This window comes from Staphylococcus sp. NRL 16/872 (genome assembly GCF_022815905.2).
Lineage (GTDB): Bacteria > Bacillota > Bacilli > Staphylococcales > Staphylococcaceae > Staphylococcus.
The window spans coordinates 1,957,903-1,980,052 of record NZ_CP119327.1; the positions used below are offsets into that span (position 1 = coordinate 1,957,903).

Sequence of the window (22,150 nt, forward strand, 5' to 3'; positions counted from 1 at the left end):
TATTAGAATTCATTATAAATGAAATTATTCTGTGTATCGCCTGACCCATATATTAGGTACAGTGCTATAAAAATCGCTAAATATAATATCGTTAATAAATAAGGCTTAGCTTTTTCGAAATAAAGCATAGCTTTACTAGGATTAGTATTTGTTTTCTTTTCTTTCAATGGCGTATTGCACCTCACTATTAATTACTTATAAATCATTATTAAAAGCTGAATACAGAAAGAAGTTGAAATCACAAAATATAATTTTCGTATTTTATTTTTACACTTCATTATAAGCAATATAATTTTTTAAAGCAATCTATTTTTTTTATATAATTTTTTATATGCATTTGTTCAAATTGCATTATAGAGGGCTATTTCCAAAAATTTTTTATAAAATAACCATCCATTTATTCCTTTAATTCGAACTTTAATGATAATAATTATAATAGTACTAAATGGTCTGTACTACAATTACATAATGTCTAACAAAACTGTTAGATTTAAAAATAAAAACTTCCTATTCTCTCCTATACAAATAATATAGAGAATAAGAAGTTTTTTATTCTTAATTATGAACTTGAGTTAATGGTTGTTCTCCTTGCAAAATCGCTTTGATGTTATCTACACAGAGCTGAATCATGCGATCTCTTGTCACCACAGAAGCGCTACCAATATGTGGTAAAATCACGGCATTGTTCATTTTTAGCAATGGATGATCGAATCTAATTGGTTCTTCACGTAAGACATCAAGCCCACATCCACCGATTTGATGGTGCTCAAGGGCTTCAATTAACGCCTCTTCATCGACGATAGCCCCTCTACCAATATTGATGAAGATGGCGTCGTTTTTCATTTTTGAAAATGCAGTCGCGTTAAATTTATCAGCTGTTTCACTCGTCAACGGTGCTGTACAAACTACAAAGTCACTACGTTCTAGCAAGTCATCAAATGACACATATTGCGCATTTAATTGTTGCTCAGCATCTTCATGTCTCGAACGATTATGATACAAAATTTCTGTATTAAAACCTTGAAGACGTCGGGCAAAACTTTTACCAATCTCGCCCATGCCATAAATACCTACTGTTGAACCATGGACGTCTTTGCCAGAAAGTAAATAAGGCCCCCAACTTTTCCAGTTACCTTCTTGAACATAATGTTCTGCTTCTATAATACGACGCGCAACCGTCAGCATTAAGGTGAATCCTAACTCTGCAGTTGTTTCGGTTAATACATTTGGCGTATTCGTAACATCAATATCGTGTTTTGTCGCACTATCTACGTCAATATTGTCATAACCGACTGCCAAGTTTGCAATAATTTTAAGATGTTCAGCATGCTTTAGACATTCTTCATCTATCTTTTCACTTAGTGTAATGAAACAAGCAGTCGACTCTTCTATTTCTTTTAAAAATTGTTCTCTTGGCATGGGCTCAAATTCTTCATTCCACATTTGAACTTCGCCAAGTTGTTGTAACTGTTGAACAAATTTATCTGGAATTTTACGTGTGACTAATATTTTATCCATAACCCCGTCACTCCTTTTATTCTTCTGCTGCTTTTTCTAATTCTTCAATAGCAACATTTAAATCTTTAAATGAGTACGTTGGTTGTTGATCTTTCTCTTGTAATTCTTCATATGATGTCACGCCCGTTTGAACATGGATGGTATCTACACCTACATTGATACCTGACATAATATCTGTATCGTATAGGTCACCGACCATCGCAACATCTGATTTATCTAATTTTAAAATATCTAAAGCGATATTCATAATGACTGGTTCAGGTTTCCCAATAAATTGAGGTTGTTGTCCAGTTGATACACTTACGACGCTTGTAATTGCACCATTACCAGGTAAGAAACCTCTTTCTTTAGGAATAGAAACATCAGGGTTTGTAGAAATAAACTTAGCACCTTGGCGTACCGCTAAAGTTGCGACAGCTAATTTTTCATACGTTACTTTTTCATCAAGACCAATCGCTACATAATCTACATGTTCGTCGTCTTTAACAGTTAATCCTGACTCAGTTAAAGCAGTTCTTAATCCGCTGCCTCCGAGCATATAAACAGTAGCGTCACCTTTTTCATCAGCAATGAAATTAGCAGTGGCTAACGCAGATGTTACAACTTCCTCAGGTTTAGCATCTATCTTCATTTCTTTTAATTTCTGAGTTACTTCTTCGGGTGTTTTAGTTGAGTTATTCGTTACAAATAAATGTGGAATGTCATGTTGATTTAAGTAATCAATGAATTGAGCTGCTCCATCAATTTCATCAGTTCCTAAATACATTGTGCCATCCAAATCAATTAAATAACCTTTATAGTTCTTCATTACTGGTTGCCTCCCTTTCCGAAAGCAGTTACGGGAACATTTTCTTTTTCAAGAAATTGCATGACTTCTTGAATAAATCGTTCATAATATGGTAATGCTTGATCAAAAAGTGGTTGAAGCGCATCACTATCTAGATCAGTATAGTTATGAGCAAACTGCTTTCTAACCTCTACGGTTTCGTTAATATGTTGTTGTGTTTCTTTAGTAATGACACCCTCTAGTTCCAAGATATCGATCACATCTTTATAATTACCTGGATCTCTTAAGATAAAACCATCAATAATCATATTACCTATATCAACTGAAGACTCAATTAACATTTGAGCAATACGCTCGAAAGCATAATGATTGGATTTACTTGATTCATAGTCTTTCGTTAATTGATTTAAATATTCAAGTTTTAATTTTAATTTATCTTTATCAACAAAATACATGTCAGTCACCTCTTAATATCTCTATCATATCACAGTTTTGCATAGGTCTTCATTTGTCGTTATACTTAATTTAAAAATGAGAAAAAAGGAGTTTTACTCTTATGATAGATATGTTTTTATATGATGACGAAGAACAAAGTCAAGTGCAATTTGTAGGTTTTGTTGGTGAACATAGTCGTTATGATTTAATGCTAGTTCAAACGGATCGTCATTATGGTAAAACGCTTGTTTTAAATATGCAAAATAATAAATTTGGTATTATCGGAACTGACGATATTGAAGAAGAAGGTTATATTGCCCATATTCTAGGTGTGACCCAAGAAGAAAGCGATGAAATCATTGAATATCTTAATCAAGTTATCCAATAAAAAATAAAAAGGAAGTCGGACTTAAATCGTTTTTCATCTAAACAGATTTATGGACCGCTTCCTTTTTTAATATGTTTATTCATCACTGTGTTTCTTTTCAACATTTTGAATAGTTGGCTTAATTTTTACATCATGTAATTTATCTTCAGTATCAACCATGACTTCTTCTTGTTCCGTATCTAAATGTGTCAGCTCTTGGTTTGATAAATGTCTGACCACAAAATATGGACATCCAAAATTACAATATTCCAAGATGTAGTCTTGAATACTTGAGAAACGTTTAGATATTTCCGCTTTTTTATTTGAATCTTTATAAAAACCTTTTAAACGTAACTGATCGTACCCAAAGTCTCCTACGACGAAATCATACTTATCCAATATGTCTGAATACCTTGAGGCAAAGCGTTCTTCATCAAAGCAATCTCTGTAATCTTCAATTAATTCAAAATACTGTTGATTCACCTTAATCATCACTTGTCACCTTTATTTCATATAATAAAAACTTAGATTACACAAATCATTTGAAATGTGCAACCTAAGCTTTTAAATTGTTTTATTAAAAAGATTTAAATTACTTTTGTTGTAATTGTTCTTCACCTAAACGATGTTTTTCTTTAGCTGCTTCATTTACTTGTTCATCAGCATGGTATGAACTACGTACCATTGGACCAGCTTCACAATGTTTGAAACCTTTTTCCATAGCTACTTTTCTTAATTTACCAAATTCTAATGGTGTATAATATTTTTCAACTTTTAAATGCTTACGTGATGGTTGTAAATATTGACCGATTGTTAAGATATCAACATCGTTAGCACGAAGGTCATCCATTGTTTCGTAGATTTCTTCTAATGTTTCACCTAAACCGACCATTAAACTTGATTTTGTAGGGATATCTGGTTGTAATTCTTTAGAACGACGTAAGAATTCTAACGTTCTATCGTAAGTCGCACGCGCACGAACTCTTGGCGTTAAACGACGAACTGTTTCGATATTGTGGTTTAAAATGTCTGGTTTTGAAGCCATTAATGTTTCAAGTGCTTCATAATCCCCACCCATATCTGATGGTAAAATTTCAATTGTAGTGTACGGATTACGTGCTCGTACTTTACGTACTGTTTCTGCATAAACGTTAGAACCTGCATCTCTTAAGTCATCACGAGCAACTGCTGTAATAACCACGTGTTTTAAATTCATTAATTCTACTGATTCTGCTACACGTTCAGGCTCATTTAAGTCTAATTCGTTTGGTAACCCTGTTTTTACCGCACAGAAACGACATGCTCTTGTACATACTGCTCCTAAAATCATAAATGTAGCAGTACGTCTAGCTCCCCAACATTCATGTATGTTTGGGCATTTAGCTTCTTCACATACTGTATGTAGATTTTTTTCTCGCATCATCTTCTTGAGGCCAATATAGTTCTCATTCGTGTTAAGCTTTATTTTCAACCAATCTGGTTTACGTAAGATTTCTTCATTTTTAGTAGCCATAACAACGCATACCCTCCTGTATAATCTATCTTTACCTATTATAACGAAATTTACATTAAATTAAAATGTAATAACTTATAAAATTAAAATTAAAGACTGTAGACAAACTTTTCCTTCTAAAGTGCCCTACAGTTCTAGCAATTTTTCTTTAAAAATATCTCGTAAAAACTCTGGCATTAAATAATCAATTGATTTCCCTTTCAATATAGGGAAGTATCGACCAAATGTATACATATCCACCGTACCTAAAACGTAGTTATCATTATCTTCGATTTCTTCTCCATTAATAAAGAAGCGATTTTCTGATTCAATAAATCCACAATTATATAAAATATATCCACCAAAAATATCCCCTCTAAAACCAAGACCTTGAACATGTTCATGCATATATTCTTGTTTTTGACTTTTGATGATTACTTTTTTTAAGTCAGATCCTTTAAGTCTGACTCTGACTACATTAATAGGATGAGGCAACATTTTGTGAATATCATATTCGGTTACTTTGTCTCCTTCAATACCATTGACAATTAAACCTGCATTAATGATAGTGCAATCTGCATTTGTAAATTCAAATACGCTTTCAGCTAATAAATATGTTGTTTCCGTAATAATATCTGTTTTGCCAAGTAGTTTCACTGGATGATCAATGACGGGCTCACTTAAAAGTACTTTCCCTTCATTTTCATAGTCTGTTTCAACTAAAGGTAATGTTTGAACGGGATGCAAAATCGCTTCTTTAGAAATCACTTTCTTATCTTCTATTGTTAAGTTGACTTCTCCTAAATAGTAACCATATTTCCCAGCGGCAGCCATTAACACGCCATTATTGATTTCACCCTCATCAAAATGATGATGTGTATGACTACCTAGTATCACGTCAATCTCTGGTATTTCTTGGCATAGCTTTTCATCAAAGAATATGCCCACATGGCTCATAACAATGAGGACATCATATTGACCTTGTCGTTGTGATATTTCATCTTTCATCGCTTCTAAAGGATCTGTCACGATCCAATCTAACGCGCGATAAAATGGTGTGAACGGTGCTGTTGCTGCTACGAATAAGATACGTACACCTTCAATTTCTTTAATATATGATGTCGCAATATTATGAGGTAAATGTCCTTGTTCATCAATAACATTTGTACAAATAACTTCAAATTTGGCATCATTGTATAAATTGTTTAGCGCCTCATGAGAAATTGTCATACCTTCATTGTTACCAATTGTAGCAATATCACAATGCGCTGCATTGAGAAGTTCTATATTTTTCTTACCTAAAGTGGCTTCTGTGACTGGCGTTGATAAATCAACGTGATCACCGATATCTAGATATAATGAGGGATGTTGAAGTTTAGGTCTATGTTCCGCCAAATAAGATGTGATGCGCGCATATTCGTTTAAATGACTATGAATGTCATTTGAATGATAAATAGTTAACTTCACTTAAATTCCCCCTATATTTATTTAAAGAAAAGATTTAATAATTAAGTATAACCCTATAATCAACATCACTGTACGTAATAATGTTACCACTGTTTCTGATTTTATAGAGTGATTCACTCGCACACCGATTTGGGCGCCTATGTAACTTGAAATAATTAAGACAATAGAATAAGACCATGCGACGTGTCCTTGAATAATATGTCCAACCGAACTCATTACACTTGAGAAGAAAATCATCATCATGCTTGTACCTACTGCAACATGTGGTGGGAACCTAAAGACAATCAGCATTAATGGTGTCATTAATGCGCCACCACCTATACCAAATAAGCCAGTTAGCACGCCAATAAATAATGTCGCAAAAAACGCAAAGTGTGGTGGTACACTATAATGATATGTCTTTCCTTCGGCGTCCACATACGTTTTACGATATTTTTCTTTATCAAAAATTTTAAATGGTTTAATTTTATGACGCACCATAAGTAAAATAGATACACAAATCATGAAAATGCCAAAGTATAAATTAAAAGAGTCTAAGGTTAAATACCTACTGATAAAAGACCCAATTAATGAACCTGGTAGTAAACCAAATAAAAAAATAGAACCGTTTTTAATATCTACTTGCTTCGTTTTCAAATATCCTATAGAAGAAGACAACCCTGTTACGATTAAAATCACCGATGATGTCCCAATCGCGATTTGAGTGGTAATACCGTGTAACAAATGGTGATTAACACCTAAATACACTAAAGTGGGCACAATAATAATGCCACCACCTATACCTACTAGGGAACCTAACACAGCTGATAATAGACCGATTAAAACTAATAAAATGATTGTTAATAACACTATATTTCGCCTCTTAGAATAATTTTAATTGTTGTGGGGCTAAGCCTGTGTATTCTATATTTAGTATATCTTGATACATTTTTGCATTTTGCGCTGCATGGCCACCTGAATTATTATTAAATACTACATAAACTTTTTTAGCTTTCTGTTCTAATATTTTAACTTTATTCGCTAAATCTGTAAGTTCTTCCTTATTATAATCATATAAATAACGCACATCTCGCCATTCTTGATCTGTCATATCTTTTTTCGTCCATCCTTGCTTGTTTCTACCATGATAACGCACAAATGCTTTATCTGTAGTAATACGATTCACAAGTGGCACAGAGCCTTCTTTCACTTGAGGTTCATCTACGACAGCATGAATGATTTGATGTTCCGTTAAAAAGGCTAACGTTTGTTCTTTAAATTGATCATTAAACCAAGATTGATGTCGAAATTCTACACACATGGGGATATCGTTCAGTTGTTGACGCACATACAAAATATAATTAATATTCTGCGATGTACAATCAAACCATGGTGGAAATTGCACTAACACCATTGCTAATTTATGATGCTCGATTAGCGGTTGAAGCATAAGTTTAAATTGCTCAAATAACTCTTGTCGAGAATCAGCAAACTCATGGTAGTCAGCATGGAGTGTGAGTGCTTGATGAATTTTCACGACAAATTCGAAACGATCGGGCGTTTCCCTAATCCATTTCTGTATATTGCGTTCTGGTTGGATGGCATAATAAGAGGCATCGAGTTCAACAAGTGGAAAGTGACCCGCATATGTTTTTAACTTATCTGCTTGTCGTTCCATATCCTCATACAATGAGTAGTGATCTCCCCATCCAGTAAGACCGATATTAATCATTTTTTATCACCAGCTATATGATACCATATTCATTTTTAAGTTATCACTTGTTCAATCCTAACTTTACATTTTCTTATTATTTTGGAAAATGCAGAACCTAACAGTTTGGGCCATTTTTACAAATATAAAACTATCCTACAATCCTAACTAATTCCTCAATCTGCTTAACAAGATTATCCATTAGTTGATCGACATGTTGTGCAGTAGCTAGACGTGGCGATTGGCCACTCCATATATGCGTCCACTCCTTATTACCATTAGAAGCAGCTGTTTTTCTAATCGTATTGGTTAATTGATTTTGCACAGGATACGGTGGGATATCGCCTTCATATTTCATCATAGCTTCAACAAATTCATTATTTATTCCACGTGCTGATTTACCACTAAAAACATTCGTAACTACTGTGTCGGTTTCTTTACTGTTTAAAATTGTCTGTTTTACTACATCATTAGCGCCACTCTCTTCAGCTGTTAAGAAGGCGGTACCCATCTGTACGCCTTGAGCACCAAGAACTAAACTTGCGACGATACCACGACCATCCATAATTCCACCTGCAGCAACAACTGGTATAGAAATACTATCTACCATTTGAGGGACGAGTGACATGGTACCTATAAGAGACTGTTGGTGCTGAAGATTAGGTAAAAATGAACCTCTATGTCCGCCCGCTTCGCTACCTTGAGCAACGACTACGTCCATGCCTGCACGCTCATTCTCAATCGCTTCTTCTACAGTTGTGGCTGTCCCTACTAATATGACATTCGCTTGTTTAAGCTTAGTAATAATATTTCGTTCAGGAATTCCAAAAGTAAAGCAACATACTGGTACTTGATACTTAATGACACAATCAATCGCATTTACAAATTGTTGTTCCTCTGTGATATTAACTGTTGGTTCTTCAAGATCAAACGCTCTACGGTACGGTTTTAACCAAGCATTCATATGTTCAACTTGCTGTGGTGAGTAATCATTATGACCAGGAACAAACAAGTTCACGCCGAATGGTTTAGTCGTTAACGCTTTAACACTCTGAATTTCCTCTTCAAGTTTTTCTTGCGACATATATCCTGCTCCAATCGTCCCTAAAGCGCCTTTGTTGCTTACTGATGCAACCAACTCTGGCGTTGTACTACCTGCCATGCCTGCTTGAATAATTGGATATTGAACCTTTAAAATTTGGGTTAATTGATTGTCATATCGCATTTTAACATCACCTTCTCTATATTTTAGTAGCCATTATTATGTAGAGTTCATATGGATATTTATTGAAATATTCCCTACTCCAAATTTCAATAAACTTTGATACTTTCTTGAAAAAATAAGAGCAAGACTGAATTTACATAAATTCATGTCTTGCTCTTACAAAATCGAGTGATTTATAGATTAAAAGCGAGTTTGCTTTCCAATCAACCTTTATTAAAATGTAATGCTATTAATTTTCTAAGCCTCACTTATTATTATGTGAGTTGCTTTATTTCTTCTTCAGAACGTTCTTTTCCTTCGTCATTATAATAGTAACTACCAGTTACACTAGCATATAGTTTAATGTATACGAGCATGCATGCATGACTAGCGAGAATAAAAACAAATTGACCAAAATAAAGACGGAATTTATTTCCTTCAATATCTGGTACAATGAAGAACTCAATTATTTTCTCTAAATAAATACCATAGCCTAGAAATGCTAAAATTAAAATTGCAATAAATTTATTATCGCCTAAAAACTTAGGTGTATGCATTAATAAAAAATTAATGCATACTCTAATGGCCATCCATACGATTAATACTATTAAATTTAAGTACCAAAAACCTGTTATATCAACATGATTTAATGCTGCTGTAAACGCATAAAGTTGAAACACGCTAAATGGTAAGAAAAAGCAACAAATATAGGCATCCAGTAAAAATACCTTGGAGAATTTCATCATTTGTTTTGGTGTTTCAAAGTTTCGTTTAATAAATAATTGGCAAATCGAAGGTATAAGCGCAATAATCATCACTATGGATGATACTTTTAAATAGAGAGGGGTCTCCTCCCAAGTAAAACCCACTTTATATGTAATACAGCTAAATAATAAAACGCATAAAATGAATATACCTATTACAGGTGTTCCAATCTTTTTAAAATATTCGTAGCTATCTCTATCCAACTTTAACTAACCCCTTTTTTAAAAACGTATAAGTGAAATTAAAAATATAATTTGCCATGCGCCCATCACTAGTGGACGTAATATGTAGCCAGGATATGCTCCTCTTTTCTTCCATAGTAAGAGATCGATAATGAAATACAGTAATGCAAAACCTAATGAAAACATCAAAACTCCTCCACTTACAGCTGCTAAATCTCCGATGAGTTCATTTATATCTGATTGATACATTAATTCTCGATTATGAATGAACCTTGTTTTTAAAGACATGATAATAATAATAACAATAGCGCCTAAAGATGACGACCACGACATCATGCCTGCCGAATAAAAGTCTTTCTCTACTTCTTTAATTTCTTCTTTATTTGATTTGCCTGTATTTGCTTCTTCTTTTTTTAGTTCCTTTATCTTCGTTGCATATGGACGTTTAAATAAATAATGGCATGATTGAAAACATAACCATAAATATGGGAAATAGATAGCTAAAAATACATTTGAATAACTTTCAAAGTCATCTCCAGTAAAATAAACGATTACCCAAAAAATACCTCCATAAAGTATAATAATACCCAAATACCTTATTTGTTTAGAAGCAATAGTTGACCCGATGGTAAAGACAGAGGCATAAAACAAACCAATAGTACCAAAGAAAATTACAACATATGGAACAATAAACAAAATATAAATCCATAAACCATATAAAAAATCCATAATAGTTTTTCTCCTTTAAAATTAAGTTTATACTTCAAAATCTTTTTGCAATAGTCAAAGGGAAATCAAAAATAAAAATTGCCACAGACACATAATTATTGGTCGGAATAAAAGACCTGGAAATTTACCACGTTTATTCCAAAGCACAATATCAATTATGAAATAAATGGGTATTAAAATAGCTGAGACTAAAAAGACAAAGCCTCCAACTCCAACCAAATTGGCAATAGTTTCAGGTAATTCGTGCTTCGCAAACCAGTTATCCTCATGTATAAATTTTAATTTTGCTGAAAAAGCAACAATAATGAAGGCAGCACAAATTGAACCTGCCAATGCATTTATCTTTGCAGAGTGTAGTTCTTCCTTTAATGACTTCATTTCTTGATTGGTTACTTTATGTGACCGAAGACTCTTACCAGTGACAAACTCTAATTTTGTTTTTAAAGGACGTTTCACTAAATAATGACTTGATAAATAACACATATATAAATATGGTAAATATAAAATGATAAAAACCACATTATAACTTTGAGTTTCTTTACCAGAAAAATATATTAACAGTCCAAATAATGCAGCATATATTAAATATATTCCTACATACCAGAATTTCTTTTTTTTCTGAATCTGTTCTAAACTTATCATCGCTACAAAAACTAAGCCAAGCGCACCAAAAAATAACAGAAAATTTTCTATCATTTCGATTAACCAAAACCATTTTGCATAAAATTCAAGCATTTTAGAAGCCTTTCCAAATATATGTTTAGTTAAATTTATTGATATTATCAATATTATATAAAAGTATATCATAATAAAAATAAATTATTAATATGAAAATATGTAATTCAACCTTTTAAAAGATATAAAAAAGCACCAAAGTGTTTATATACGACAAACACTTTGGTGCTCACTATAGTTAAGAAATAGCTAGTCGACTGGCTAAGATTAACCAATAGATCCTTCCATTTCGAATTTGATTAAACGGTTCATTTCTACTGCATATTCCATTGGTAATTCTTTAGTGAATGGTTCGATGAAGCCCATTACAATCATTTCAGTCGCTTCTTCTTCAGAAATACCACGGCTCATTAAGTAGAATAATTGTTCTTCAGATACTTTAGAAACTTTCGCTTCATGTTCTAATGAAATATTGTCATTGAATACTTCATTGTAAGGAATTGTATCTGATGTTGATTCGTTATCTAAGATTAATGTGTCACATTCGATGTTAGAACGTGCGCCTTTCGCTTTACGTCCAAAGTGAACGATACCACGATAGATAACTTTACCACCATTTTTAGAAATAGATTTAGAAACGATAGTTGAAGATGTGTTTGGCGCTTTATGAATCATTTTAGCACCAGCATCTTGAACTTGTCCTTTACCAGCGAATGCGATTGATAACGTACTACCTTTCGCGCCTTCACCTAAAAGTACACAGTTAGGGTATTTCATTGTTAACTTAGAACCTAAGTTACCGTCAACCCATTCCATGTTACCATTTTCATGGACAAAAGTACGTTTCGTAACTAAGTTATAAACGTTGTTTGCCCAGTTTTGAATAGTTGTATAACGTACATGAGCATCTTTATGAACGATGATTTCAACAACTGCTGAGTGTAATGAACTAGTTGTGTAAACTGGTGCAGTACAACCTTCAACGTAGTTTACTGAAGCACCTTCGTCAGCAATGATTAATGTACGTTCGAATTGACCCATGTTTTCTGAGTTAATACGGAAGTATGCTTGTAATGGTGTATCTAATTTAACATTTTTAGGTACATAGATGAATGAACCACCTGACCATACAGCTGAGTTAAGTGCTGCGAATTTGTTATCGGCAGCTGGAATGACAGAAGCGAAGTACTCTTTGAATAACTCTTCGTTTTCACGTAAAGCACTATCAGTATCTTTGAAGATGATACCTTTTTCTTCTAATTCTTTTTCCATGTTGTGATAAACAACTTCTGATTCATATTGCGCAGAAACACCTGCTAAATATTTTTGTTCAGCTTCAGGAATACCTAATTTATCAAATGTACGTTTAATTTCTTCAGGTACTTCGTCCCAAGAACGTTCAGTATGCTCTGAAGGTTTAACGTAATATGTGATGTCATCAAAGTCTAATTCTGATAAATCGCCACCCCATTGAGGCATAGGCATTTTATAGAATAATTTTAAAGCTTTAAGTCTGAAGTCAAGCATCCATTCTGGCTCTTCCTTCATTTTAGAAATTTCTCTAACGATATTTTCTGTTAAACCACGTTCTGATCGGAAAATGGAAACATCCTCATCATGGAAACCATATTTATAATCCCCAACATCAGGTGCTTTTTTAGCCATTTCAATCACTCCTTAAATATATTTAAACGTCGTGCGTGAGATTTTTAATATTCATTATTTCTATTGCTATTGTAACAACATGCAACTTACATAAAAAGTCACAAGTGTAAAAAGTTAAATGAAGTTATGATTAAAATACTACTATCTTTTTAGTTGAATAAGGCCATTATTCAACTAAAAGATTTCGTTAGAACTGTTTATTCTTCAGTAGTACCTTCAGCTTTACCTTCTTTTTCAACTGTACCTTTTTCGAGTGCTTTCCAAGCTAAAGTAGCACATTTAATTCGAGCAGGGAATTGTGAAACACCTGATAATGCTTCAATATCTCCCATATCTTCAGTAATTTCGTAGTCTTCACCAAGCATCATTTTCGTGAATTCTTGGCTCATTTGCATCGCTTCGCCTAACGAATGACCTTTTACGGCTTCGGTCATCATTGATGCACTTGACATTGAAATAGAACAACCTTCACCTTCGAATTTAGCATCATTGATAATACCGTCTTCGATATCAAATGTTAATCTGATGCGATCACCACAAGTAGGATTGTTCATATCTACTGTCATTGATCCATTGTCTAAAACGCCTTTGTTTCTAGGGTTTTTATAATGATCCATAATTACAGATCTATAAAGTTGATCTAAATTATTAAAATTCATAAGAGAAAAACTCCTTCGTTTGTTTCAATGCTTCTACTAATTGGTCTACATCTTCTTTTGTATTATAAATGTAGAAACTAGCACGAGCAGTTGATGAAACGTTTAGCCATTTCATTAATGGTTGCGCGCAGTGATGTCCTGCTCTTACTGCAACACCTTCTGTATCAACAGCAGTTGCGACATCATGTGGATGAATGTCAGCTAAATTAAATGTAATCACACCAGCACGTCGTTCTTTTGGTGGACCATAAATTTCTAAATCTTCAATGGCTGACATTTGATCGTATGCATATTCTGTAAGTTCTTTTTCATGTTTGTGAATTGCTTCAAAGCCTAAATTTTCAATGTAGCGAATAGCTTCAGCTAAACCAATGGCTTGAGCGATTAATGGCGTACCTGCTTCAAACTTCGTAGGTAAATCTGCCCAAGTAGCATCATATTTACTTACGAAATCAATCATGTCACCGCCAAATTCAACAGGCTCCATATTTTTAAGTAAATCGCGTTTACCGTATAATACGCCGACACCTGTTGGACCTAACATTTTATGACCACTGAAACTAAAGAAATCAGCATCTAAGTCTTGGACATCGATATCCATATGAGGTGCAGACTGCGCACCATCTACACTAATAATTGCGCCATGTTCATGAGCAATTTTAGCGATTTCTTTAACATCATTAATGGTACCAAGAACATTTGATACATGAGCGATAGCAACAATTTTAGTTTTATCATTAATTGTTGCTTTCACATCATCAATTCTTAATTCACCCTCGTCTGTCATAGGAATGAACTTTAATGATGCGTTTTTACGTTTGGCTAATTGTTGCCAAGGAACGATGTTCGCATGATGTTCCATTTCAGTAACAACAATTTCATCGCCTTCTTCAATATTTGCATCACCATAGCTGCGTGCCACAATATTAATAGAAGCTGTTGTTCCTCTAGTAAAGATGACTTCTTCAAAATATTTCGCGTTAATGAAACGTCGCACCGTTTCACGTGCACTTTCGTAACCATCTGTTGCAAGTGAACCAAGCGTGTGTACGCCTCGATGAACGTTAGAATTATAACGTTTGTAGTAATCATCTAACACATTTAACACTTGGACTGGTTTTTGACTTGTCGCTGTTGAATCAAGGTAGGCTAATCTTTTTCCATTAACTTTTTGATTTAAAATAGGAAAGTCTTTAATAATTTCCTCAATATTTAATGAAGTTTCGGCCACTTTATTCACGACCTTTCTGTTATTAAAAATCTCTTCTTCGATTATTTGTTTACTTTTAATTCGATAACTTCTCTTAATTGACGTTTAACGTCTTCGATTGGTAATTCACGTACGACTGGATCTAAGAAACCATGAATTACTAAACGTTCAGCTTCTCTTTGAGAAATACCACGACTCATTAAGTAATAAAGTTGTTCTGGATCTACACGTCCAACTGATGCTGCGTGTCCAGCTTCTACGTCATCTTCATCAATTAACAAGATTGGGTTAGCATCGCCACGTGCATTTTCAGAAAGCATTAGAACACGTGATTCTTGGTTGGCGATAGATTTCGTACCGCCATGTTTAATGTAACCAATACCATTAAAGATAGATGATGCGTTCTCAAGCATAACGCCATGTTTCAAGATGTAACCATTTGTTTCTTTACCGTATTGAACAATTTTAGATGTAAGGTTAATCTTTTGATCTCCTGTACCAACTACTACTGATTTAAGTTCACTTGTAGAACGATCGCCTACTAAGTTTGTAGTATTATCAATAATTTGACTACCATCATTCATTAAGCCTAATGCCCAATTAATAGAAGCATCTGCTGCAGTTGTACCACGACGAATGATGTGGCCAGTAAATCCATTATCAAGATAATCTACTGAACCATAAGTAATGTTTGAATTAGCACCTGCGATAACTTCAGAAATAATATTCAATTGGTTACCTTCGCCACTTGCAGTTGAAAGATAGTTCTCAACGTAAGTTACTTCAGCACTTTCTTCAGTTGCAATAATTACATGGTTATAGAAGCTAGCATTCTCGTCGTCATGTAATACAACGTATTGAATAGGGTCTTCAACTACCACGTTTTTAGGAACGTATACAAATACGCCACCGTTCATTAACGCAGTGTGTAATGCTGTTAAGCGATGTTCATCAACGCTTACTGCTTCAGTCATTAAATATTTTTGAACTAAATCACTGTGATTTACTAATGCTTCAGATAAACCTTCAATGATCACACCGTTGTTTTGCGCTTGTTCAGATACGTGTGTATAAGCTAACGCATTATTGTGTTGAATAATTAAGTTTTTAGAGTTTTCAACGTCGATAATGTTTTTTAATACTTCAGGAAGTTCTGATAAATCGTTGAACGCTTTTCCTTCAACATTATGTTCTTTAAACGTGTCGAAATCCCATTTTCTTAATTTAGTTTTATCTGGTTTAGGCATTTCTAAAGTTTCTGTTAATTTCAACGCTTTTTGACGTAATTCAGTCATCCAAGAAGGTTCATTGTGCGCTTTAGAATAATCAACAAGTTGTTCTTCAGAAATGTTCAAAGTTTCAGTTGTCATAACTCTTTTTCCTCCTACTTGATGAAAAGTTTTAACGACTGTAGAACGACTTTCCCTATTTTTCACTTTCGCAAGGTACGTCTTCCCAGTCTTACATATTTAATAGCTTTGATTAAGCTAGTGACATTGACTAAGCTCTGTCATGTTTCATCATTTAAATGAACATTTATAGACTATTCTTGAGCACCAAATTCTTCTTTAACCCATTCGTAACCTTCTTCTTCAAGACGTTTAGCTAATTCTGGGCCACCTGATTTAACTACTTTACCGCCGTACATAACGTGTACTTGGTCTGGAGTAATGTAGTTTAATAAACGTTGATAGTGCGTAATCATTAATGCGCCAAAGTTTTCGCCACGCATTTCATTGATACCTTTAGATACAACTTTTAACGCATCGATATCTAAACCTGAGTCAATTTCGTCAAGAATTGCAAATTTAGGTTCTAACATCATTAATTGTAAAATTTCGTTACGTTTCTTCTCACCGCCTGAGAAACCTTCATTTAAGTAACGTTGTGCCATATCTTTATCGATATCTAAGAAGTCCATTTCTTTGTCTAATTTTTTAATGAATTGCATTAAGTTAATTTCTTGTCCTTCTTCACGTTTAGCATTGATTGCAGAACGCATGAAGTCAGCATTTGTTACACCAGTGATTTCTGATGGATATTGCATAGCTAAGAAAAGACCTGCTTTAGCTCTTTCATCAACTTCTAATTCTAAAATATTAACGCCATCTAATAACACTTCACCTTGTGTTACTTCATATGATGGATGGCCCATGATTGCAGATGATAAAGTAGATTTACCCGTACCATTTGGTCCCATGATTGCATGTACTTCACCTGTATTAACCGTTAAATTAACACCTTTTAAGATTTCTTTATCTTCAATAGACACATGTAGGTCTTTGATTTCTAATGTTGATGACATTTATATTCCCTCCGTAAATATAAAGTTTTCTTAACTAGTTTATAATAATTTTAATTTGTAGTCAAAAAGACTTTGTGTACTTTAATACACCTTATTATAACGCAAATATCCCCTAATATAAACTTATTAAAACACTAAATTAGAGTTATTATTTAACTAAAATTATTTTTATCTAGCTTAATTTTGCACAATGAAACTGATAATCATAGGCTTGTTGTTCTCAATAACATAGAATACTAATTTTTTAAAAGTTCGTACATTTCATATACAAAACATTTCCTTAATCAATTAGAATCTGTTATGATGCAGTTTAAGTTTTATTTTGAAAGGAGACATTCATGCAAAGTTTTAGGTGGATTAATATTGCAAAAGGATTTGGAATGGGGACCACTGATTTAATTCCTGGTATTAGTGGAGGTACGATTGCATTATTATTAGGTATATATGATGATTTTATTTCATCAATAAGTGGTTTATTCTCTAAGCGATTTTGGCCTAGTTTTAAATTTTTACTTCCTATACTAATAGGTATGGGGGTAGCCATTGGAATTTTAAGTAATTTGATTAATTATTTACTCGAACATCATCAAGTGGTTACTATGTTTTTCTTTACTGGACTAATCATTGGGATTATTCCTTATTTATTAAGAACATCAAACTTCAAAGAAACATTCCACGCCAAGCATTATGGCATGTTGGCAATAGGTATTATCATTCTAATTATAATTACTTTAATGAATTCAGGAGAACAAAGAGCAGACACATCACTTCATTTATCTTTTAGTCTTATTATTAAATATTTTTTAGCTGGTGTATGTGCTTCTAGCGCAATGTTGTTACCTGGCATTTCAGGATCGTTTATGTTGTTAGTATTTGGTACTTACGGAACAATCATGTTAGCCATTGCCGATTTAGTTAAATTGAATTTTGATGGATTACCGATCCTATTAATAGTAGGACTTGGAGTTATTGTAGGCTTCTTACTCTCAAGCCGCATTATTAGATACTTTTTACATCATCATTTTGTGATGACTTTCGCTTTAATTACAGGTTTAGTTATCGGATCAATTTATGCAGTGTTCCCAGGCTTACCTAGTAATAGTATAGAGTGGATTATGTCAATTATCACTTTAATCTTAGGCTTTATTGCTAGTTATTGGATAGGTCAAATCACAGCCGAAAATGAATAAAATGAAATCGAGCAGCTGAGTTAATTACTCTTCTGCCCGATTTTTTTGTGTATAAAACTATATATATTCATGTGAATAAATTTGTAAATTAAAAAATCCCATTAATAAATTAATGGGATAAACACGACATATTGTCTTGTTTTAGTAGATTCTGTAATTTTAGGTATAAGTACAAGTTAGCTAAACTTGTTCTACAAGTATATTATATTTCTTATAGATATATGAAGTCAACTATTAATTATATTTTATGAGTAATTTGCCCAAATTAATTTTTCTGATATTATGCCTTATTAACTAAAGTCATATTTTTACCATTTTTATTGACTCCCTTTCCAACCTATTTATATTTAAAATAATAAAGTTCGAAAACTTGTTATACTTGTAATTTCACTTTCTTCTAAATTTGCAGAGTACTAAGACGGAGAGAAAAGAAAATCGAAAACGTAAGCTGTTTCACTTATACCTAAAATTACAGAGTACTAAAACACTGTTAATATCCCTCTCAATTTTAACGACGTTTCACTTATACCTAAAATTACAGAGTACTAAAACTGACGAGTTAATGAGCCTAACGCCTAATGAGTTTCACTTATACCTAAAATTACAGAGTACTAAAACACGCCAACATGTCTGCCAATTCATCTAACTGTTTCACTTATACCTAAAATTACAGAGTACTAAAACAAAGCAGTATAAAATTTATTACTTCATTAAGTTTCACTTATACCTAAAATTACAGAGTACTAAAACGTAAATAAGGGGCCGAATTGATTGAACATAGTTTCACTTATACCTAAAATTACAGAGTACTAAAACTGTGCTCTGGTATCCATTCTGACGTGCCACGTTTCACTTATACCTAAAATTACAGAGTACTAAAACAAATTCATTAGGAATACACCTAATTGCACAGTTTCACTTATACCTAAAATTACAGAGTACTAAAACGCAACCGTGCATCAAACCAGCGCATGACTTGTTTCACTTATACCTAAAATTACAGAGTACTAAAACACTATCAAATTAAGACACATGAATTTGTACGTTTCACTTATACCTAAAATTACAGAGTACTAAAACCAACTAATACACTTGATAATATTTTGTTTAGTTTCACTTATACCTAAAATTACAGAGTACTAAAACTGTTTACGGCGAAGAATACGAATGGTCGTTGTTTCACTTATACCTAAAATTACAGAGTACTAAAACAATCGATTGGCGTAACTGTGCAACTTTATCGTTTCACTTATACCTAAAATTACAGAGTACTAAAACTGAGTTTGTTAAAGAAGTTAAACGAAAAACGTTTCACTTATACCTAAAATTACAGAGTACTAAAACCTGCAACTATTCATATTTGGTGCGTAGACGGTTTCACTTATACCTAAAATTACAGAGTACTAAAACACAGATCAAGCACAAAAATATAATATTAATGTTTCACTTATACCTAAAATTACAGAGTACTAAAACCTCTAGCTCTGAGAGAATTTAGTACACCTAAGGAGTCGCTAGCTAAGCTAATCCTCTACTTAAATAATAATAAAAAATTGTAAATATAGCAAAGTAATTAATATATCGATACTTGATCAATATATTTTTTAATGCTTTTTGACAATAGTTCATCTTTAAGGTTCAATTTAAACTTGTGATTACAATGTTGCAAGTATGATATTCCTACATATAAATCAATAGAATTAAATAACATAATTTGCGCTATTTGATAATTAGATATTGTTGGAACAATTTCAATTTTATCATGATAAGTTAAAATAAAACGATTTAAACTTTCCTCTATTTCTTTCTTTTGGTAATTAAGTGGAGCATGCCAAACTAGTTTATCGATAAATTCACTAGTTAACTTTTGTTCTGCATTTCTTATATAATTATTAAAACTCCATTCGCCCGACATAAAATGAAGAGATCCAGTTAAAACAATAATTTTAATTTTTAATGACTCTAATAAAGATTTTAGCTTTATTTGTTCATTGGGACTCAAATTTGCTTCTGGATATAAATAAATTAATAATAGTTTATTATTGAATTGGATGTTCAATTCATCCACTATTAATGGTAAGATATTTTCAATTCGAGTAATTAGTTTTGAATAATCTTTTTTTAATTCAAATTCAAAATCTAATAATTTAATAAACTGTTTTATGTCGAAAGATTTTGTTTTCAATGGTAAATTATTGTGATTTATAAGTTCTAATAAATCAGTCAACAGAATATTCATAGAATTCATATATCCCGAACTTTCAATATTATTCGAGTAATCTCTTTGAATTTTCTTATTTAAGATTGAGGAGGAACTTAAAGCATGTTCTTCCTCAATTTTATTATTATCAATTATGATACTTTCATATTCTAAATTTGACATTGACTCCTGATTTAAAAAATCAATAATTGAGACCTCATTTTTATTTGAATTTCTTTTTTTAAAATATTGATTGATAATATCAAGTAAATCTTCTTCTATTGTTTCATGTTCATTATAAATAGCAGTATAATTCCCAATATTTAAATTAATTTTAGGCACTAATTCAGATTTCACTTGCCAAATTATATGTTCCATAGGTCACCTTTTCAAATTAAAAAATAATCGTGCGATTATCGCCTAACATTTCAATATTTTGGTTTTCTTCACCCAATAATATTTGCATTTGCTGATATTGTTTTTCGGTTATCATTAATGCTCTAACATGGCCTTCGGTTGGTAAAAATGTATTCACTCTTTTAATAGTTTGATTTGCAGCATCTTTATTAATAACACTTTTAATATAAATTGAGTATTGCATCATTAAAAAACCATCTTCAATTAACCTTTTTCTAAATTTACTATAAATCCTTCTTTGCTTTTTTGTCTCTACAGGTAAATCAAACATTAGTAATACTCTCATAAATCTATAGCTCATAGAAATGATATTTATTCAGATTAGGAAATTTTAATGATTGAATATCACCATCTTTAAAGTACTCAATTATTGATTGCACCATAATATCTATTGCTCTTATAACCGTTTGCATTTTACCATCAATTTCAACTCTAGCATGTAATAAGTTAATTATTTTTAACCTATATTCTTTCGTTAAATAATCTTCGGGTGGGTATTTTAACAAAAATAGATCAACTAATGCTCTAAATGGTTCTATTAAATCGGAGGCTAAGTTAAAATGGTTTCTTCCTCCAATATGATGGATACCAATAGCTGGTATTAACCCTTTAGCTACAATTGTTCTAGCAATTGCAGAATTTAGAATTGTATAGCCATAATTTAATACAGCATTTTCTATTAACTCTTCATTATCTCTAGTAAAATTCTTAAAAAAACTGTTGAAATAATACTTAGCTGCTTGACCTTCTATATTATTTTTATCAAAAAGAGCTACTGAATTTTTTAAATCTTTCATTTTTTGTATTCTAATGCTTTCAACATTCATATATCTCATACATTCAATTTGATTTTGAATTTTATTTTTGACAATTATACGCCATAATTCACTTTTACGCCCTTCGTCCCACTTCAACTGTTCTTTCATTTGGATATATTGATTAAAATGTCCAGAAATAGGTTGTAAAGTACATTCTGGTAGATGTTTTTGATTACAAAAAATAACTAAAATATTATAATTCGAAAGTTCGACTAAGAGTCTAGAAGTCATAGTAACAGTTAAATCTTCAATTACTAAAGCAAAAATATCAGGTAAGGGGATTTTAGTTTCTAAATCCCCTTTTCTTATTTTTAAGCTATTTAAGTTTAATGACATATGATTGACATCTGTAACATAAACAATTCTCCAACTCAT

At 32.4% G+C, this 22,150-nt stretch carries 23 protein-coding genes and 1 CRISPR repeat array; of the genes, 2 read left to right on the forward strand and 21 right to left on the reverse strand.

Annotation, left to right across the window (positions count from 1 at the left end; genetic code table 11):
* Positions 1-2: 2 nt before the first annotated feature.
* The 4 genes from MT340_RS09745 to MT340_RS09760 form a co-directional block, all read right to left on the reverse strand.
* On the reverse strand, positions 3-128 hold the full coding sequence (locus MT340_RS09745; protein WP_103297667.1) for a teichoic acid D-Ala incorporation-associated protein DltX: 126 nt from the start codon (positions 126-128) through the stop codon (positions 3-5).
* Between the two features lie 427 nt (positions 129-555).
* Entirely contained in the window at positions 556-1,518 is a 963-nt protein-coding gene (locus MT340_RS09750) for a 2-hydroxyacid dehydrogenase (protein ID WP_243589772.1), read from the reverse strand.
* 16 nt (positions 1,519-1,534) lie between these two features.
* The gene (locus MT340_RS09755) at positions 1,535-2,326 is read right to left on the reverse strand and encodes a TIGR01457 family HAD-type hydrolase (RefSeq protein WP_243589773.1); all 792 of its coding nucleotides are present in this window, start codon (positions 2,324-2,326) and stop codon (positions 1,535-1,537) included.
* The gene (locus tag MT340_RS09760; RefSeq protein ID WP_243589774.1) at positions 2,326-2,760 is read right to left on the reverse strand and encodes a DUF86 domain-containing protein; all 435 of its coding nucleotides are present in this window, start codon (positions 2,758-2,760) and stop codon (positions 2,326-2,328) included. Before MT340_RS09760 ends, MT340_RS09755 begins: the two co-directional genes overlap by 1 nt.
* Positions 2,761-2,861: 101 nt before the next feature.
* Here MT340_RS09760 and MT340_RS09765 point away from each other — a divergent pair, with 101 nt between their 5' ends.
* Positions 2,862-3,128, forward strand: coding sequence for a DUF3055 domain-containing protein (locus MT340_RS09765; RefSeq protein ID WP_243589775.1), 267 nt, complete (start codon positions 2,862-2,864; stop codon positions 3,126-3,128).
* A gap of 75 nt (positions 3,129-3,203) precedes the next feature.
* Here the strand turns inward: MT340_RS09765 and MT340_RS09770 are convergent, their stop codons facing one another.
* The 14 genes from MT340_RS09770 to sufC form a co-directional block, all read right to left on the reverse strand.
* Positions 3,204-3,599: a YutD family protein gene (locus tag MT340_RS09770; protein WP_243589776.1), complete on the reverse strand. Its 396-nt coding sequence runs from the start codon at positions 3,597-3,599 to the stop codon at positions 3,204-3,206.
* A gap of 100 nt (positions 3,600-3,699) precedes the next feature.
* A complete protein-coding gene (gene lipA / locus MT340_RS09775) occupies positions 3,700-4,620 on the reverse strand; it encodes a lipoyl synthase (RefSeq protein ID WP_126565190.1) in 921 nt (306 codons plus the stop codon).
* 126 nt (positions 4,621-4,746) lie between these two features.
* Entirely contained in the window at positions 4,747-6,066 is a 1,320-nt protein-coding gene (locus MT340_RS09780; protein WP_243603827.1) for a bifunctional metallophosphatase/5'-nucleotidase, read from the reverse strand.
* 21 nt (positions 6,067-6,087) lie between these two features.
* On the reverse strand, positions 6,088-6,915 hold the full coding sequence (locus MT340_RS09785) for a sulfite exporter TauE/SafE family protein (RefSeq protein ID WP_243589777.1): 828 nt from the start codon (positions 6,913-6,915) through the stop codon (positions 6,088-6,090).
* A 13-nt stretch (positions 6,916-6,928) separates the two neighbouring features.
* The gene (locus MT340_RS09790; RefSeq protein ID WP_243589778.1) at positions 6,929-7,777 is read right to left on the reverse strand and encodes a DUF72 domain-containing protein; all 849 of its coding nucleotides are present in this window, start codon (positions 7,775-7,777) and stop codon (positions 6,929-6,931) included.
* Positions 7,778-7,907: 130 nt separating this feature from the next.
* A complete protein-coding gene (locus MT340_RS09795; protein WP_243589779.1) occupies positions 7,908-8,981 on the reverse strand; it encodes an NAD(P)H-dependent flavin oxidoreductase in 1,074 nt (357 codons plus the stop codon).
* 254 nt (positions 8,982-9,235) lie between these two features.
* Positions 9,236-9,928, reverse strand: a complete 693-nt coding sequence (locus tag MT340_RS09800; protein ID WP_243589780.1) for a DUF5079 family protein — start codon at positions 9,926-9,928, stop codon at positions 9,236-9,238.
* 18 nt (positions 9,929-9,946) lie between these two features.
* Positions 9,947-10,636, reverse strand: coding sequence for a DUF5080 family protein (locus MT340_RS09805; protein WP_243589781.1), 690 nt, complete (start codon positions 10,634-10,636; stop codon positions 9,947-9,949).
* A 54-nt stretch (positions 10,637-10,690) separates the two neighbouring features.
* Positions 10,691-11,371 carry a DUF5080 family protein gene (locus tag MT340_RS09810; protein WP_243603828.1) on the reverse strand — a complete coding sequence of 227 codons (681 nt, stop codon included), beginning with the start codon at positions 11,369-11,371 and terminating at the stop codon, positions 10,691-10,693.
* Between the two features lie 207 nt (positions 11,372-11,578).
* Positions 11,579-12,976 carry a Fe-S cluster assembly protein SufB gene (gene sufB / locus MT340_RS09815; RefSeq protein ID WP_103297661.1) on the reverse strand — a complete coding sequence of 466 codons (1,398 nt, stop codon included), beginning with the start codon at positions 12,974-12,976 and terminating at the stop codon, positions 11,579-11,581.
* Between the two features lie 197 nt (positions 12,977-13,173).
* Entirely contained in the window at positions 13,174-13,635 is a 462-nt protein-coding gene (gene sufU / locus MT340_RS09820; protein ID WP_103329421.1) for a Fe-S cluster assembly sulfur transfer protein SufU, read from the reverse strand.
* Positions 13,625-14,875: a cysteine desulfurase gene (locus MT340_RS09825; RefSeq protein WP_243603829.1), complete on the reverse strand. Its 1,251-nt coding sequence runs from the start codon at positions 14,873-14,875 to the stop codon at positions 13,625-13,627. The genes sufU and MT340_RS09825 overlap by 11 nt, the downstream gene beginning before the upstream one ends.
* A 32-nt stretch (positions 14,876-14,907) precedes the next feature.
* Positions 14,908-16,215 carry a Fe-S cluster assembly protein SufD gene (gene sufD, locus MT340_RS09830; protein ID WP_243589784.1) on the reverse strand — a complete coding sequence of 436 codons (1,308 nt, stop codon included), beginning with the start codon at positions 16,213-16,215 and terminating at the stop codon, positions 14,908-14,910.
* A 173-nt stretch (positions 16,216-16,388) separates the two neighbouring features.
* Positions 16,389-17,150 carry a Fe-S cluster assembly ATPase SufC gene (gene sufC / locus MT340_RS09835; protein ID WP_243603830.1) on the reverse strand — a complete coding sequence of 254 codons (762 nt, stop codon included), beginning with the start codon at positions 17,148-17,150 and terminating at the stop codon, positions 16,389-16,391.
* Positions 17,151-17,488: 338 nt separating this feature from the next.
* Between sufC and popT the strand changes: the two genes are divergently transcribed.
* Positions 17,489-18,340 carry a polyprenyl-phosphate transporter PopT gene (gene popT, locus MT340_RS09840; RefSeq protein ID WP_243589785.1) on the forward strand — a complete coding sequence of 284 codons (852 nt, stop codon included), beginning with the start codon at positions 17,489-17,491 and terminating at the stop codon, positions 18,338-18,340.
* A 450-nt stretch (positions 18,341-18,790) separates the two neighbouring features.
* A CRISPR array of direct repeats spans positions 18,791-19,816; the repeat unit is 36 nt; unit sequence GTTTCACTTATACCTAAAATTACAGAGTACTAAAAC.
* Between the two features lie 97 nt (positions 19,817-19,913).
* Here popT and MT340_RS09845 read toward each other — a convergent pair.
* From MT340_RS09845 to cas1, 3 genes are read right to left on the reverse strand one after another with little or no spacing between them, the layout of a single operon-like run.
* A complete protein-coding gene (locus MT340_RS09845) occupies positions 19,914-20,918 on the reverse strand; it encodes a hypothetical protein (protein WP_243589786.1) in 1,005 nt (334 codons plus the stop codon).
* A gap of 16 nt (positions 20,919-20,934) precedes the next feature.
* On the reverse strand, positions 20,935-21,258 hold the full coding sequence (gene cas2 / locus MT340_RS09850) for a CRISPR-associated endonuclease Cas2 (RefSeq protein ID WP_284120754.1): 324 nt from the start codon (positions 21,256-21,258) through the stop codon (positions 20,935-20,937).
* Entirely contained in the window at positions 21,248-22,150 is a 903-nt protein-coding gene (cas1, locus tag MT340_RS09855) for a type II CRISPR-associated endonuclease Cas1 (RefSeq protein ID WP_243603832.1), read from the reverse strand. The genes cas2 and cas1 overlap by 11 nt, the downstream gene beginning before the upstream one ends.

What these genes read in the sequence shown, in the direction of transcription:
- MT340_RS09745 (WP_103297667.1), bottom strand. Translation starts at nt 128, where the DNA reads ATGCTTTATTTCGAAAAAGCTAAGCCTTATTTATTAACGATATTATAT.
- MT340_RS09750 (WP_243589772.1), bottom strand. Translation starts at nt 1,518, where the DNA reads ATGGATAAAATATTAGTCACACGTAAAATTCCAGATAAATTTGTTCAA.
- MT340_RS09755 (WP_243589773.1), bottom strand. Translation starts at nt 2,326, where the DNA reads ATGAAGAACTATAAAGGTTATTTAATTGATTTGGATGGCACAATGTAT.
- MT340_RS09760 (WP_243589774.1), bottom strand. Translation starts at nt 2,760, where the DNA reads ATGTATTTTGTTGATAAAGATAAATTAAAATTAAAACTTGAATATTTA.
- MT340_RS09765 (WP_243589775.1), top strand. Translation starts at nt 2,862, where the DNA reads ATGATAGATATGTTTTTATATGATGACGAAGAACAAAGTCAAGTGCAA.
- MT340_RS09770 (WP_243589776.1), bottom strand. Translation starts at nt 3,599, where the DNA reads ATGATTAAGGTGAATCAACAGTATTTTGAATTAATTGAAGATTACAGA.
- lipA (WP_126565190.1), bottom strand. Translation starts at nt 4,620, where the DNA reads ATGGCTACTAAAAATGAAGAAATCTTACGTAAACCAGATTGGTTGAAA.
- MT340_RS09790 (WP_243589778.1), bottom strand. Translation starts at nt 7,777, where the DNA reads ATGATTAATATCGGTCTTACTGGATGGGGAGATCACTACTCATTGTAT.
- MT340_RS09795 (WP_243589779.1), bottom strand. Translation starts at nt 8,981, where the DNA reads ATGCGATATGACAATCAATTAACCCAAATTTTAAAGGTTCAATATCCA.
- MT340_RS09805 (WP_243589781.1), bottom strand. Translation starts at nt 10,636, where the DNA reads ATGGATTTTTTATATGGTTTATGGATTTATATTTTGTTTATTGTTCCA.
- MT340_RS09810 (WP_243603828.1), bottom strand. Translation starts at nt 11,371, where the DNA reads ATGCTTGAATTTTATGCAAAATGGTTTTGGTTAATCGAAATGATAGAA.
- sufB (WP_103297661.1), bottom strand. Translation starts at nt 12,976, where the DNA reads ATGGCTAAAAAAGCACCTGATGTTGGGGATTATAAATATGGTTTCCAT.
- sufU (WP_103329421.1), bottom strand. Translation starts at nt 13,635, where the DNA reads ATGAATTTTAATAATTTAGATCAACTTTATAGATCTGTAATTATGGAT.
- sufD (WP_243589784.1), bottom strand. Translation starts at nt 16,215, where the DNA reads ATGACAACTGAAACTTTGAACATTTCTGAAGAACAACTTGTTGATTAT.
- sufC (WP_243603830.1), bottom strand. Translation starts at nt 17,150, where the DNA reads ATGTCATCAACATTAGAAATCAAAGACCTACATGTGTCTATTGAAGAT.
- popT (WP_243589785.1), top strand. Translation starts at nt 17,489, where the DNA reads ATGCAAAGTTTTAGGTGGATTAATATTGCAAAAGGATTTGGAATGGGG.
- MT340_RS09845 (WP_243589786.1), bottom strand. Translation starts at nt 20,918, where the DNA reads ATGGAACATATAATTTGGCAAGTGAAATCTGAATTAGTGCCTAAAATT.
- cas2 (WP_284120754.1), bottom strand. Translation starts at nt 21,258, where the DNA reads ATGAGCTATAGATTTATGAGAGTATTACTAATGTTTGATTTACCTGTA.
- cas1 (WP_243603832.1), bottom strand. Translation starts at nt 22,150, where the DNA reads ATGAGTTGGAGAATTGTTTATGTTACAGATGTCAATCATATGTCATTA.